The organism is Photobacterium rosenbergii (assembly GCF_033022775.1).
Lineage (GTDB): Bacteria > Pseudomonadota > Gammaproteobacteria > Enterobacterales > Vibrionaceae > Photobacterium > Photobacterium rosenbergii_A.
This window is the reverse complement of sequence record NZ_JAWJZI010000001.1, coordinates 796783-809810: the sequence shown is the minus strand read 5'-3', so window position 1 is coordinate 809810 and position 13028 is coordinate 796783. Positions and strand designations below refer to the sequence as shown.

The following is a 13028-nucleotide window of genomic DNA, read 5'->3' as shown; positions in this document are numbered from 1 at the left end:
ATGTTAGAAATCAAATCACTCAATCAGTACTACGGCGAGAGCCATACATTGTGGGATGTGGATATGCAGATCCCCGAGGGTAAATGTACGGTCTTGATGGGCCGGAACGGAGTGGGGAAGACAACCTTGCTTCAATGCATTATGGGGCTAGTGGGCGCGAAAAGTGGTGACATTACCTTTAATGACCAATCAATACTTTCTGAGCCGGCGGAGTCCCGGCCACGGTGTGGGATAGGCTATGTCCCGCAGGGGAGGCAGATTTTCCCGATGCTGACGGTGCAGGAGAACCTAGAAATCGGCCTGCCTATCCGCGACCGGGGCGACCGCAAGATCCCTGATTATATTTTTGATTTGTTTCCTGTCCTTAAGGAGATGCTCCACCGCCGAGGAGGAGATTTATCAGGGGGGCAGCAGCAGCAACTGGCGATAGGGCGGGCGTTGGTGGTTAATCCAAAGCTGTTGATCTTGGATGAGCCTACAGAAGGGATCCAGCCGAATATCGTGCAGGAGATAGGCGATATTATCAGGATGCTTAACGAAAAAATGGGGCTGACCGTGTTGCTGGTTGAGCAAAAGCTGCCGTTTGCCCGCCGGGTAGGCGATCAGTTCTGCATTCTTGATAGGGGGCGCCATGTTGCCAGCGGGCAAATGGCCGATCTCAATGACAGCTTGGTCAAGGAGTACCTGACTGTATGACGGCGCTTATATCACCTGTTTTCTCTCAACCGACAGCCAACCAAATTGCCCAGCATACCCGCCATGGTTGGCTTGCTGAGTTGAGCTTGTGCTACCGCGATAGGGGCGACAAAACTGTACTTAAGCACCGTGAGCAGAAAGGCCCGTTAGCGGTGCAGCAGGCACTGTACCCGGAAGGCGAGATCTGCCATAGCTACCTGCTCCATCCCCCGGGGGGAGTTGCAGGTGGCGATACCCTTGATATCCGCGTCGATGTCGGCGCGGGAGCCAAAGTATTGGTCACAACGCCAGGGGCAACAAAGTTTTATCGCTCAGAGAGCCGTTTCGCCAAGCAAACCCAACACTTAACTGTTGAAGCTGGCGGCAGGCTCGAGTGGCTACCGCAAGAAAATATCTTCTTCCCTGACGCTCATGCCCAGCTCAATACCGTTATCCACCTAGAGAGCGGTGCACAATTTGTGGGCTGGGAGCTGCACTGTTTTGGTCGGCCTGCACTAAATGAGTGCTTCGACAGTGGAAAACTCGTCGGCAAAACAGAGGTTTATATTGAAAAACGCCGGGTGCTCACAGAAGGCTTGAATATGTCTGGAGGCGATAAGGTATTGATAAATATAGGGATGCAGAATTTCCCCATGATGGGGACTCTGTACTTAACCGAAATGGGGCAGGACTTCTTTCAGTTGGTACAGGCTTTGCTATCTGATATTCAGGATCAATTAGGTCGCGATAAGTTGATAGTGGCGGCTACCCAAATAGAGGGGCTGGTTGTTGTCAGGGCTCTGGGAAACTGGAGTGAAGATATTTTGTCTTGCTTCACCAAGGTGTGGCAGCAAGCAAGGTCTGAGATGACTGGGGTTTTACCTAGCCCACCTCGAATCTGGGCCACTTAGTAAAAGCGGGAGAAAGACATGGAGTTGACGCCAAGGGAGAAGGACAAGCTACTGATTTTTTGTGCCGGTATGTTGGCCAAACAGCGCAAGGAGAGAGGGCTTAAGCTCAATTACCCTGAATCCATTGCTTTTATCAGTAGTGCCATCTTGGAAGGTGCGCGGGAAGGTAAGACGGTCGCTCAGTTGATGGACTATGGCCGTACCCTGTTGTCGGTTGATGATGTGATGGAAGGGGTGGCTGCGATGATCCCAGACGTGCAGGTTGAGGCGACGTTTCCCGATGGCACCAAGCTTGTGACGGTACACGAGCCGATTGTATAGCGGCTCTTTTTACGTAGAAAACGCAGATCAACAAGGAGTCAAAATGGCAGGGAGCAGCGCGTTTAATACCTCCGCTTTTGTACCCGGGCAAATTGAAACAGCAAGCGGTGAAATCGAGCTCAATGCGGGCCGGACAACCATCACTGTTGCGGTTGAGAACCTCGGTGATAGGCCGATTCAGATTGGTTCACATTACCATTTCTTTGAAGTAAACGACGCCCTTAAATTTGATCGACAAGCCTGCAAAGGGTTCCGGCTAAATATACCTGCTGGTACGGCAACGCGTTTTGAACCGGGCCAATCCCGGACGGTGGAGTTGGTTGAGTATGCGGGTAAGCGTGAAGTTTACGGTTTCCAAGGAAAAGTGATGGGCCAAGTCTAGGCCGTTAGCATTATCTCTAAGAATTATACAAGGAAGAGTTATGGCAAACATTTCACGTCAGGCTTATGCCGAAATGTTTGGCCCAACAGTGGGTGATCGGGTGCGTCTTGCCGATACCGAGTTGTGGCTGGAGGTCGAAAAAGACTTCACTGTTTATGGGGATGAAGTGAAGTTTGGCGGCGGTAAGGTTATCCGCGATGGAATGGGACAGAGCCAGCGCCCAAGTGCCGAAACGCCAGATTTGGTGATCACCAATGCCATCGTGCTTGATTACTGGGGCATAGTGAAAGCAGATGTCGCGGTGAAAAATGGCCGGATCAGCGGTATCGGCAAAGCCGGTAATCCTGATATTCAACCTGGGGTAGATATCATTATTGGCCCAGGGACTGAAGTACTGGCAGGTGAAGGTGCCATTCTCACCGCGGGGGGTATCGATTCCCATATCCACTTTATTTGCCCGCAGCAAATCGAAGAAGCATTAGCTTCTGGGGTCACCACCATGATTGGTGGCGGGACAGGTCCTGCTACAGGTACCAATGCGACCACTTGTACCCCGGGGCCTTGGAATATGGCACAAATGCTCCAAGCCTTGGATGGCTTCCCAATGAACTTTGGCCTGTTGGGCAAGGGCAATGCCAGCCAGCCAGAGGCATTGCGTGAACAAGTTGCCGCTGGAGCGGTGGGGCTCAAGCTCCATGAAGACTGGGGCACGACACCTGCGTCGATTGATACCTGCTTGTCAGTTGCCGATGAGATGGATGTTCAGGTCGCTATTCATACCGATACCCTCAATGAGTCAGGTTTCGTCGAGTCTACCCTGGCGGCGATTGGCGATCGGGTGCTCCACACGTATCACACCGAAGGAGCGGGTGGCGGCCATGCGCCGGATATTATCCGGGCTGCCGGAGAGTCGAACGTCTTGCCGTCATCGACCAATCCAACCCGCCCTTACACGGTGAATACGGTTGATGAGCATCTGGATATGTTGATGGTGTGCCATCACCTGTCCCCGGCTATCGCCGAAGATGTCGCTTTTGCTGAATCGCGCATCCGGCGGGAAACCATTGCCGCAGAAGATATCCTTCACGATCTGGGCGCGTTCTCGATGATCGCATCGGACTCTCAGGCCATGGGGCGGGTTGGTGAAGTGATCACCCGTACATGGCAGACAGCCCATAAGATGAAGGTTCAGCGTGGCAGCTTGGCTGAAGATTCCAGCTTCAGCGATAATTTCCGCCTCAAGCGCTATGTCGCTAAGTACACCATCAACCCGGCTATCACCCATGGTATGGGGCATGAAATTGGCTCTATTGAAGTTGGTAAGCTGGCGGATTTAGTGTTGTGGAAACCCGCCTTCTTTGGGGTGAAGCCGAGCGTCGTTGTCAAAGGCGGCATGATAGCCATGGCTCCGATGGGAGATCCTAATGCGTCTATTCCTACCCCGCAGCCAGTCCACTACCGCGCAATGTTTGGAAGTTACGGCAAAGCGGCCATGAATACCTCGATGTTGTTTGTCTCGGCAGCGGCCAAAGAGGCTGGGATTGCTGAAGAGCTTCAGCTAGGCAGCCAAATTGGCGTTGCCAAAAACTGCCGGACAATTAGCAAGGCTGATATGAAGCTTAATGATTGGCAGCCCCGTATTGAAGTGGACTCCCAGACCTATCAGGTTCGTGCTGATGGTGAGCTTTTAGTGTGTGAGCCGGCAGAGGTACTGCCAATGGCACAACGCTATTTTTTGTTTTGATTCATTTGGTTAAAGAAAAAATCAAATAAAAGCTGTTCCAATAAGAATAAGGAAAATGTAAATGATTGAGTTGGTTGAAGTGACAGAAAAGGCAACATCGCAGCCCGATGCGTATTTGAGCCTTCCGATAGATAGCCGGATCAAAAGCCGTTTGAAGGTGGTGCTGGATGACGGTCGTGATGCGGGCTTGTTTCTGCCAAGAGGCCACATTCTACGTGGTGGCGAGCAGCTCAAGAGCCGTTGTGGCGAGGTTGTGGAGATCAAGGCCGCCAGCGAGCAGGTATCGACAGTGTATTGCGCTGATCGCCATTTGCTGATGCGCGTTGCTTACCATCTGGGTAACCGCCATGTACCGCTTCAGGTGGAAGCAGATTGGGTGCGTTACCAACACGACCATGTGTTAGACGAGATGGTGGTTGGGCTGGGTGCTCAGGTAACTGTTGAAAACGCACCGATTGAACCAGAAGGCGGCGCTTACGGCGGCCGCTCTGGCGGTCACCATCATCACTAGAAAGAAAGCTCTCGTTTTTGTACAAGGATATGACAATGAAACCATCTAAATTTTTCTCTCCGAATCTCTCTCCATTGCTCTCCCTATTCGCTGTTGCTGCGATGGCTCTCCCTGTTTCAGCGCATGCCCACCCAGGCCATGAACATTCTTCTTTTTTTAGTGGGCTTGTACACCCCATCACCGGTGTCGATCACCTGATAATGCTGCTTGCATTTGGTGCATTGGTTTTTTTCACGGTTAAGAAAACAAGCGCCCAACTGAGCCTGTTGGCTGCTGCGCTCATTGCCATGGTAGGTGGCGTGGCTGCAGGGCTAAATTTTGGCGAACTAGGCGGTATTGAAGGAGCAATTGCTGCTTCGTTATTGGTGGTTAGCGCCGCCCTTTGGCAGGTGTTTACAGCCAGTAAGCAGGTAAAAAGTATGGCAGTAGCAGTCTGTGTTGCCCTTATCTTTTGTCATGGCTATGCCCATGGCGTTGAGGCGACAGGCAATGTCTCCATGTTTGCGGTTGCGATGGCGATTTCAGCCTCAGCATTAATGTTGCTGGGTAACCGACTAGCTGCTTTTGCGTCCAGCCGCTGGATCTCTGCAGGTGTCGCTTTTGCCAGCCTAGTTTATTTGCTGGTGGCTTGATATGGCGGCCGAGGCGATGGGGACAAGCGAAATCGGCCAAGGTGACAGCCAGTTTGCGACCTACCGTTTGTTTCAACTAATCAGCCCCTCATTGCCTATCGGTGGTTTCACCTATTCGCAAGGGCTGGAATGGGCTGTTGAGGCAGGCTGGGTTAAAGACAGGGCAACGATGGTGCTTTGGCTGGAGAACCAACTGCGTTATAGCGTGGCAACACTCGAGCTGCCGTTGATCGATAGGTTTTACCAAGCGATTGAAGGTCGCGATCTGCCAAGGATTGAAGCGCTGAGTAACCTGCTTTGCTCAAGCCGTGAGACCAAAGAGTTAAGGGCCGAAGAGACCCAGCGGGGAAAAGCACTGAATGTACTGCTCAAGCAACTGGATATCCCGGTGGACGAGTACTTGGGAAGCAACGCTGATCCTAACCAACTCGTCGGGCTGTGTGTTGCCGGCCTTCAATGGGGGATAAGCCCACAAGCGATGAAGCAGGGCTACCTTTGGAGCTGGGCGGAAAACTTGGTGATGGTTGGGGTGAAGCTTGTTCCACTAGGCCAGACAGATGGGCAGCGGGCTTTGGTGGAACTGACGCACTTGTTCCCTGAAATGGAATTAATCTCCTCACAGGTTGATGAGACCATGATGGGGAGCTTTACCCCTGTGGTGTCCCTGGCCAGCAGCCTACATGAAACACAATATACCCGTTTGTTCCGTTCATAAGCCGAAGGGCTAGAAATAAAGAGAAAATAAGGATTGTTATGGAAACATATAAGCAGCCGCTTCGAGTCGGAATTGGTGGCCCTGTTGGGTCAGGTAAAACTGCGTTACTTGAAGTGTTATGTAAAGCGATTCGTGACAAGTTAAACATCGCGGTGGTAACCAACGATATCTACACCCAGGAAGATGCCAAAATCCTAACCCGTGCCGAGGCGCTTGATCCCGACCGGATCATGGGGGTTGAAACCGGGGGATGCCCACATACGGCGATTCGAGAAGATGCCTCTATGAACTTGGCAGCGGTCGAAGAGTTGGCAAAACGCCACCAGAGCTTGGATGTCGTCTTTGTCGAAAGCGGTGGTGATAACCTGAGTGCGACTTTTAGCCCGGAGCTGGCCGATCTCACCATTTATGTCATTGATGTCGCAGAAGGTGAAAAGATCCCGCGTAAAGGTGGCCCCGGCATTACCCGTTCGGATCTGTTGGTGATCAATAAGATTGACCTTGCCCCCTATGTTGGGGCTTCCCTTGAAGTGATGGAACAAGATACCAAACGGATGCGACCAACCCGCCCTTATGTGTTTACCAACCTTAAAGAGAGCAAAGGGCTAGATACCATTATTGATTTCATTATTACCGAAGGAATGCTGACGCCAAAGGCGTAGTAAGCGCAGGAGCTCTGTATAAAAAGGAAATGGTTGTTGCCAGATCCTTTTTGTACTCAATCAAACGGCACTCTTGTTACCTCCGTGATAGTTTACAAATATTTACACCTGATCACGTTAATATACATTAGAGGGCATATATTTAAGTTGATAGTACAGCAATAAAGGGGGCTGTTATGAAAGCGCAAAGAATGCTGCTTACTGCCTTGCTGGCAGTATCAATCGTATCTGTATCGGCGTGGGCTGCTGGCCCGCAATTAGGTAATCCACCACCAAGGCCTGCATTTAGTGATTTCGATACTAATAATGATGGTTACATTACGGAGGAAGAGTTCTTAGCATTTCAGTCTGAGCGCATGCAAGCGCGTGCTGAGAGCGGAGGGCGTATGCAGAATGCGGGTCAGCGTCCAGAGTTTTCCGACATCGATACCGATGGCGATAATATGATTTCAGAACAGGAATTTCTGAGTCATCAGATGATGAGTCCACGAGGCCCAGGAAAAGGAAATAAAAGTAATTGGTAGGGCTAGCGAAGTTGATTTAGTCACTGAATGACAGAACTGCATTTCGAATGTGTACTATAGGGCTGAAAATATCAGCCCTGACCTATCTTTTTTACCTCAAGGCTGTTAGTGTCGCACCCCTTGTGGTAACGGGGTTAGATAGACAGTGATTTTCGCCGGTGTTGCCAGTGTTTTTTGAACCTGCAAAGCGATGTTGATTTTGCAGGTAATGACAGGACTATGCCCGTGAGCAACAACGCGTTTTCAACCCTTAACCTAAAGCCTGAATTAGAAGCTAACCTAGCGACCCTTGGCTATGCATCTATGACGCCTATCCAGAGCCAGAGCCTACCGCATATTCTATCGGGCAAAGACGTTATTGCTCAGGGTAAAACGGGCTCGGGTAAAACCGCAGCGTTTGGTTTGGGCTTGCTTGACCACCTTAATGTAAAGCGCTTCCGCATCCAGTCGTTGGTACTTTGCCCGACACGTGAACTGGCCGACCAAGTAGCCAAAGAAATCCGCAAGCTGGCACGCTCTATCCATAACATCAAGGTGCTGACTTTGTGTGGTGGTATGCCATTTGGCCCGCAAATTGGTTCGCTAGAGCACGGTGCCCATATCATTGTTGGTACGCCGGGTCGTGTTGAAGAGCATATCCGTAAAGGTTTCCTATCTCTTGATGATCTGAACCTGCTGGTGCTGGATGAAGCAGACCGCATGTTGGAAATGGGTTTCCAAGATGCTTTGGATGCTGTTGTTGATGCTGCGCCTGCAGATCGCCAAACGCTGCTATTTAGTGCGACCTACCCTAAACAGATTGAATCTATCGCTCGCGAAATTATGCATAAGCCAGTGATGGTGAAGGTAGAGTCTACTCATGATGACAACACCATCGACCAGCACTTCTACCATGTAGAGAGCAATGAAGATCGTATGACCGCACTTCGCCTGTTGCTGTCTCTGCATAAGCCAGAATCATCAGTGGTGTTCTGTAACACCAAGCGAGAAGCTCAGGAAGTAGCAGATGACTTGGATATGTATGGCTTCAGTGCGATGGCACTTCACGGTGACCTAGAGCAGCGTGAGCGTGATCAGACATTGGTACGTTTTGCCAACAAGAGTACCTCGGTGCTGGTGGCTACCGATGTCGCGGCTCGTGGTTTGGACATCGAAGCGCTGGATTGTGTGATCAACTATCACCTAGCGCGTGATACTGAAGTGCACGTTCACCGCATTGGCCGTACAGGTCGTGCGGGCAGCAAGGGCGTGGCATGTTCTTTCTTTAGTGACAAAGAGCACTACAAGGTCGCACTTCTTGAAGACTACCTAGAAAAAGACATCGTAGGCTCTGAGCTGCCATCTGAGTCTTTGCTGAATCAGCCGACATTCCGCCCAGCGATGACCACGCTTCAGATTTTGGGTGGTAAGAAACAGAAAGTACGCCCGGGTGACATTCTTGGTGCACTGACTGGTGAAAATGGGATCCGAGGCGATCAAGTCGGTAAGATCAATGTCTTTGATATGGTGGCTTATGTTGCCGTGAAGAGCGATGTGGCACGTGTTGCCCTTAAGAAACTTGAGAAAGGCAAGATGAAAGGCCGTACGTTCCGCGTGCGTGTTATCAAACGATAAGTCATTCATTTACCGTTATTGCATCCTGGAGCCATGGTGGGATCCCATTTTGGGAATCACCATGGCTTTTTTGTATTCATCTTGAGCGGATATCTCAGAATCTATTTCTTTAAAGCGGTACAAAATCAAACAGATACCTAAGGAGTTTGATTATGTACAAGAAAAAAGCCCTCATTACCGCAGAGAGCGGTCTTCATACCCGACCAGCAGCCCAGTTCGTAAAAGCAGCGAAAAAATATGCCGAAGAAATCGAAGTTGTTTCTAACGGCAAAGCAGCAACCGCTAAAAACCTGTTCAAGCTGCAGACACTGGCATTGGTACAAGGTACAGAAGTGGTCGTACAGTCGTCCAATCAACAGGCTGTTGATGAACTGGCAACCTTTATCGAGAACGTAACGGGCTAACCCTCACATACGTCACACACGAAAAACGTATTAGCAAAAAGCCCACTCTTTGATATTGAGTGGGCATTGTTTTGATTAATGTCTCGACCTAACTCTAACGATTTTCTTGCGCTAACTGTGGCTCTGGTGTTAGCGGGGTATTACCTGCTTCAGGTTCTTCATCACCGTATTTCTGCATCAGCTTGTGCTGGACATCATTGAGCAGTGTGCCGTTTAGCTTGTAGTAGCGGAAGTATATATACAGCGCAATGGCAAAGAAGAAGCTAGGCAAGCCAATCATGATGCACTGCATGCCAAAGACAGTATCAGCATTCTGCTCAACGTTCGGTACGTAGTTGACTGCTGTCAAGGCAATACCGATGAAGAAGGCCGCAAAGGCTGAGCCAGCTTTAACTACCAAGGTTTGTACCGAGTAGGCGATACTTTCGCAGCGAACGCCTAGCTTATATTCGCCGTAGTCCACAGTGTCAGCGACCATGATGACGTTAAGTACCCAGAACAGTGCCGTACCAATTTGCAAGAAAACACCTGCAGTTGAAATCAAGATAATGCTCTGTGGGTCATACATACCAACGTAAATCAGTACCAAGCTACCTAGGATAGGGAAGCCAGAAGCGCATGCCCAAAGCACACGGCGCGAGAACATACCAGCAAGTTTCGGGAACAGGACTAGGGTGATCAGGTTAGCGATACCCGCATAGGCCATGTAGTAAGGGAATAGCGCTTCATTGCCAACAACATAGGTGAAGTAGTAGACAGCAAAGGCAGTGATGATATTGGTTGCTAGGTTATAGGCCAAGGCCATGCACAGTACACTGCTTAACTGGCTGTTTTTGTAGATAAGGCCAACCATTTCTTTGAGCGAGACTTTCTCCTGCATAGACTGGTCTTCAAGCTGTGCGGTAGAGTAACGCTCTTTAACGTTGCGAAGCGTGATATAGGTTGATACCGCAAAGCAGGCAATAAGCAGGATGGTAAATACCTGGAAACCGTAACCTTTGTCTTCACCGCCAACGTAGTTGATAAATGGCATGGCAATGGCTGCGGTAACAACCCAGGCTAAGCTGGCAAAAAAGCGAGGGTAGGGAACAAGCTCTTCGCGTTCACGTTTATCCAGTGTGAGGGTAGGTACCAAGGACCAGAACGGGATATCCATTAAGGTATAGGTCATGCCCCATAAAATGTAAGTGACTGCGGCATAGGCAATAAGCCAAGGGCCTTCAAAATAGTGGGCATTGAACAACAGGTAAAGTACAACAGAGTTGGCGATGGTACCGATTAAAATCCATGGCTTGAATTTACCCCAGCGGCTGCGGGTGTTGTTGACTATCCAGCCCATAATCGGGTCGTTCACCGCATCCCAGATACGGGCGACGAGGAAAATGGTACCGACAATACCGGCCGAGATCCCGGCGACATCGGTGTAGTAAAACATCAGGTACATATAGACGATGGTGATGGCAAAGTCCTTGCCAAATGCCCCAAAGCCGTAGCTTAACTTGGTGTTCATTGAGACGCTCATAAAAGCTCCTTTTTCCTTTTCCCTGTTTTACTGCTTTTTGTAGGAAAGGCAATTATTGTTTGTTTCACGATAAGGATGTGCCCAAACTGCTTCAAGCCTCTGCACCCAGAATTGGGCACAGAGTCTTTCTGCAATTTGATAAATGTGCTTCTTGTTCTTTTCCATCACGCCACGGCAATGGCGTGATGGTGATTTGTTAATTCTATTGATGGTGTTGCTTTAATGGATTAAATCCAATTAGGCAACCAGTCTTGCTGCGCCTCAATGAGCTCATCGACCAAGGCATAGATTTCCTCGATGCCGAGTACCGCTGCGGTGTGAGGGTCTAGCATGGCGGCATGGTAGATGCGATCGCGGTTCTCGGTCAGGATTGCTTCTGTCAGCAGGGTCTGGACGTTGATGTTGGTCTGCATCAAGGCGGCCAAATGACTTGGCAGTTTGCCCACTGCGGTCGGCTGGATACCATTGGCATCAACCAGGCAAGCCACTTCGACACAGCAGCCCTGTGGCAGGTTATCAATCAGCCCTTCGTTCTTCACGTTGCCGTAAATCACGCTTGGGGTATTGGTCCAGATCGCATTCATGATGGTACTGGCGTACTCATGAGACTCTTTCTGCTCGATACGGTCTGCCTGTTTAAAGGCTTCCAAGTCTTTTTTCCAGTTGGCGATCTGCTCGACACAACGCTTTGGATACTCGTCCAATGGCACCTTGTAGCGCTCAATCAAATCTGGGCGGTTAGGCTTGATGAAGTAAGGTGTGTACTCGGCGAAGTGCTCGGAAGATTCGGTAACGAAGTAACCCAGCTTCTTGAACATTTCATAGCGAACGATGTTTTCGCAACGAGGGTTGCCATGAATATTTGGCTTCGGCGCCTGTCCCATTTCGTAAGCTTCTAGCAGATCCGGATAGATGCTGACGTACTCGCCGTTTTCGGTTTTCTTCTCCAGTGTCAGGTAGTAGGCCATGTGGTTGATACCTGCACAGGTGTAGCGAAGGTCGCCGTAGTCGAGGTCCAGATCACGAGCAAGCTCTTCCGCTGTGCCCTGTACTGAGTGGCACAAGCCAACTTGCTTGATGTGTGGGTATTTTTCGTACATCGCCCAAGTGTTCATTGCCATTGGGTTGACGTAGTTTAGCATGGTGGCCTCTGGGCAGACTTCAGTCATATCTTCACAGATCTGCCATAGGTGAGGAATGGTACGCAGTGAGCGCATGATGCCGCCTGGGCCCAACGTGTCGGCGATTGTTTGCTCCAGGCCGTGCTTCTTGCAGACCTCGAAGTCAGTGACGGTACAAGGCTCGTAGCCGCCTATCTGAAAGGCGACCACGACAAAGTCTGCACCTTTTAAAGCGTCTTTTTGGTCGGTGTAGCAATGGATGTTGCCCGTTGCACCAGCTGACTCCATCAGCTTGCTGACAACAATTTGTGACTCTTCCAGGCGGACAGGGTCGATATCCATCAGGGCAACGTCAGCCCCTTTTAGTGCCGATTTATGGAAAACGTCGCCAAGGATGTTTTTGACGAAAATAGTAGAACCGGCCCCGATGAAGGTAATTTTTGGGTGATGCATGGCTGTTCCTTTGTATGCTTGGTTTTGATGGATACATCTTCATCGAAATACGTTCGACTATCTTCCCTATAGTGGGCAATTATGTCCCATTTCCTAAGATTTTCGTCTTGGCCTCACATATCTGCTCCTGATGCCTCCGAGGCTGGTGATCAACGCCTTGTCCCGCTAGCGAAAGATGGCGGTGACTTCGCAGCGTTTGCCGGTTGAAGCGCTCGTGACATCAAAATAAATGTCCAGCTGGGTCAATCTGTCAGCCATTTCATGGTTCAGCACCACATTTTCAATCACAAAGCAGTCATTTTCCTCACAGCGCTTGTCGAAGCTAATATGCTCATCACCATGCGCACCGATACCGTAGCTATCAATAACAATAAATGCAGGGCGTTTGGCGAGAATGGCATCCAGTACATCACTATCAAGTGAGGTATCGGCTTTGCCATATTCAAGTGTGCCGTAACCGTTGTTTTCAAGGTTTGCGGTAAATAGCACTAGGGATTTTCCTGAAATATCAAGCTTCTCGATATCATCCATGCAAGGCATGGCCTGGGTACAATCCAGTAATAAGGTATCAGTGACGTAGTGGCTGCTTTCCGGTACTTTGGTGTAACAGTCGATATGAGTACCAATGTGGCCAAAAGCATTAATTGAATCAGATTGCTTCTTTGCCCACTGGTAAGCTGGGTGATCTTCGGTAATCAACAAGCTGATCGACTGGTGTGTGTTGCTTGTGTGATGTGATGTTGGTTGCTCTGCTGTTGACGATTTTGTTATTGATAGCTTTGATGTAGATAGCTTTGAAGTAGATAGTTCAGACATACAAAGGCTCCAGTTGGTTGT

At 49.9% G+C, this 13028-nt stretch carries 15 protein-coding genes; 12 read left to right on the top strand and 3 right to left on the bottom strand.

Features of this window, described 5'->3' with window-relative positions:
• From urtE to R2X38_RS03650, 12 genes are all read left to right on the top strand, one after another.
• Nucleotides 1–696, top strand: a complete 696-nt coding sequence (gene urtE, locus R2X38_RS03705) for an urea ABC transporter ATP-binding subunit UrtE (protein ID WP_317520751.1) — start codon at nucleotides 1–3, stop codon at nucleotides 694–696.
• On the top strand, nucleotides 693–1586 hold the full coding sequence (locus R2X38_RS03700) for an urease accessory protein UreD (protein ID WP_317520750.1): 894 nt from the start codon (nucleotides 693–695) through the stop codon (nucleotides 1584–1586). The genes urtE and R2X38_RS03700 overlap by 4 nt, the downstream gene beginning before the upstream one ends.
• Nucleotides 1587–1604: 18 nt before the next feature.
• Nucleotides 1605–1907, top strand: a complete 303-nt coding sequence (ureA, locus tag R2X38_RS03695; RefSeq protein WP_317520749.1) for an urease subunit gamma — start codon at nucleotides 1605–1607, stop codon at nucleotides 1905–1907.
• A 43-nt stretch (nucleotides 1908–1950) separates the two neighbouring features.
• The gene (locus tag R2X38_RS03690) at nucleotides 1951–2289 is read left to right on the top strand and encodes an urease subunit beta (RefSeq protein WP_317520748.1); all 339 of its coding nucleotides are present in this window, start codon (nucleotides 1951–1953) and stop codon (nucleotides 2287–2289) included.
• Nucleotides 2290–2329: 40 nt separating this feature from the next.
• The gene (gene ureC, locus R2X38_RS03685) at nucleotides 2330–4033 is read left to right on the top strand and encodes an urease subunit alpha (RefSeq protein ID WP_317520747.1); all 1704 of its coding nucleotides are present in this window, start codon (nucleotides 2330–2332) and stop codon (nucleotides 4031–4033) included.
• 61 nt (nucleotides 4034–4094) lie between these two features.
• On the top strand, nucleotides 4095–4544 hold the full coding sequence (gene ureE / locus R2X38_RS03680; protein ID WP_317520746.1) for an urease accessory protein UreE: 450 nt from the start codon (nucleotides 4095–4097) through the stop codon (nucleotides 4542–4544).
• Nucleotides 4545–4579: 35 nt separating this feature from the next.
• On the top strand, nucleotides 4580–5176 hold the full coding sequence (locus tag R2X38_RS03675) for a HupE/UreJ family protein (protein ID WP_317520745.1): 597 nt from the start codon (nucleotides 4580–4582) through the stop codon (nucleotides 5174–5176).
• Nucleotide 5177: 1 nt separating this feature from the next.
• Nucleotides 5178–5891, top strand: coding sequence for an urease accessory protein UreF (locus R2X38_RS03670; RefSeq protein ID WP_317520744.1), 714 nt, complete (start codon nucleotides 5178–5180; stop codon nucleotides 5889–5891).
• 38 nt (nucleotides 5892–5929) lie between these two features.
• Nucleotides 5930–6553 carry an urease accessory protein UreG gene (gene ureG / locus R2X38_RS03665; protein ID WP_317520743.1) on the top strand — a complete coding sequence of 208 codons (624 nt, stop codon included), beginning with the start codon at nucleotides 5930–5932 and terminating at the stop codon, nucleotides 6551–6553.
• Nucleotides 6554–6729: 176 nt separating this feature from the next.
• Entirely contained in the window at nucleotides 6730–7077 is a 348-nt protein-coding gene (locus tag R2X38_RS03660; RefSeq protein ID WP_317520742.1) for an EF-hand domain-containing protein, read from the top strand.
• A gap of 225 nt (nucleotides 7078–7302) precedes the next feature.
• Nucleotides 7303–8691 (top strand): ATP-dependent RNA helicase DbpA, encoded by a 1389-nt coding sequence (dbpA, locus tag R2X38_RS03655; RefSeq protein WP_317520741.1) that lies wholly within the window; start codon nucleotides 7303–7305, stop codon nucleotides 8689–8691.
• Between the two features lie 152 nt (nucleotides 8692–8843).
• Nucleotides 8844–9095: an HPr family phosphocarrier protein gene (locus R2X38_RS03650; RefSeq protein WP_222549866.1), complete on the top strand. Its 252-nt coding sequence runs from the start codon at nucleotides 8844–8846 to the stop codon at nucleotides 9093–9095.
• A 94-nt stretch (nucleotides 9096–9189) separates the two neighbouring features.
• On the opposite strand, the gene melB is transcribed toward R2X38_RS03650, so the two are convergent.
• From melB to R2X38_RS03635, 3 genes are all read right to left on the bottom strand, one after another.
• Complete coding sequence (gene melB / locus R2X38_RS03645) at nucleotides 9190–10617, bottom strand: melibiose:sodium transporter MelB (protein WP_317520739.1); 1428 nt, start codon at nucleotides 10615–10617, stop codon at nucleotides 9190–9192.
• A 227-nt stretch (nucleotides 10618–10844) separates the two neighbouring features.
• A complete protein-coding gene (locus R2X38_RS03640) occupies nucleotides 10845–12191 on the bottom strand; it encodes an alpha-glucosidase/alpha-galactosidase (RefSeq protein ID WP_317520738.1) in 1347 nt (448 codons plus the stop codon).
• A 165-nt stretch (nucleotides 12192–12356) separates the two neighbouring features.
• Complete coding sequence (locus R2X38_RS03635; protein WP_317520737.1) at nucleotides 12357–13007, bottom strand: hypothetical protein; 651 nt, start codon at nucleotides 13005–13007, stop codon at nucleotides 12357–12359.
• Between the last annotated feature and the right edge of the window lie 21 nt (nucleotides 13008–13028).

Excerpts from the sequence above, each read along its gene's own strand:
- urtE (WP_317520751.1), top strand. The coding sequence starts at position 1 with ATGTTAGAAATCAAATCACTCAATCAGTACTACGGCGAGAGCCATACA.
- R2X38_RS03700 (WP_317520750.1), top strand. The coding sequence starts at position 693 with ATGACGGCGCTTATATCACCTGTTTTCTCTCAACCGACAGCCAACCAA.
- ureA (WP_317520749.1), top strand. The coding sequence starts at position 1,605 with ATGGAGTTGACGCCAAGGGAGAAGGACAAGCTACTGATTTTTTGTGCC.
- R2X38_RS03690 (WP_317520748.1), top strand. The coding sequence starts at position 1,951 with ATGGCAGGGAGCAGCGCGTTTAATACCTCCGCTTTTGTACCCGGGCAA.
- ureC (WP_317520747.1), top strand. The coding sequence starts at position 2,330 with ATGGCAAACATTTCACGTCAGGCTTATGCCGAAATGTTTGGCCCAACA.
- ureE (WP_317520746.1), top strand. The coding sequence starts at position 4,095 with ATGATTGAGTTGGTTGAAGTGACAGAAAAGGCAACATCGCAGCCCGAT.
- R2X38_RS03675 (WP_317520745.1), top strand. The coding sequence starts at position 4,580 with ATGAAACCATCTAAATTTTTCTCTCCGAATCTCTCTCCATTGCTCTCC.
- R2X38_RS03670 (WP_317520744.1), top strand. The coding sequence starts at position 5,178 with ATGGCGGCCGAGGCGATGGGGACAAGCGAAATCGGCCAAGGTGACAGC.
- ureG (WP_317520743.1), top strand. The coding sequence starts at position 5,930 with ATGGAAACATATAAGCAGCCGCTTCGAGTCGGAATTGGTGGCCCTGTT.
- R2X38_RS03660 (WP_317520742.1), top strand. The coding sequence starts at position 6,730 with ATGAAAGCGCAAAGAATGCTGCTTACTGCCTTGCTGGCAGTATCAATC.
- R2X38_RS03650 (WP_222549866.1), top strand. The coding sequence starts at position 8,844 with ATGTACAAGAAAAAAGCCCTCATTACCGCAGAGAGCGGTCTTCATACC.
- melB (WP_317520739.1), bottom strand. The coding sequence starts at position 10,617 with ATGAGCGTCTCAATGAACACCAAGTTAAGCTACGGCTTTGGGGCATTT.
- R2X38_RS03640 (WP_317520738.1), bottom strand. The coding sequence starts at position 12,191 with ATGCATCACCCAAAAATTACCTTCATCGGGGCCGGTTCTACTATTTTC.
- R2X38_RS03635 (WP_317520737.1), bottom strand. The coding sequence starts at position 13,007 with ATGTCTGAACTATCTACTTCAAAGCTATCTACATCAAAGCTATCAATA.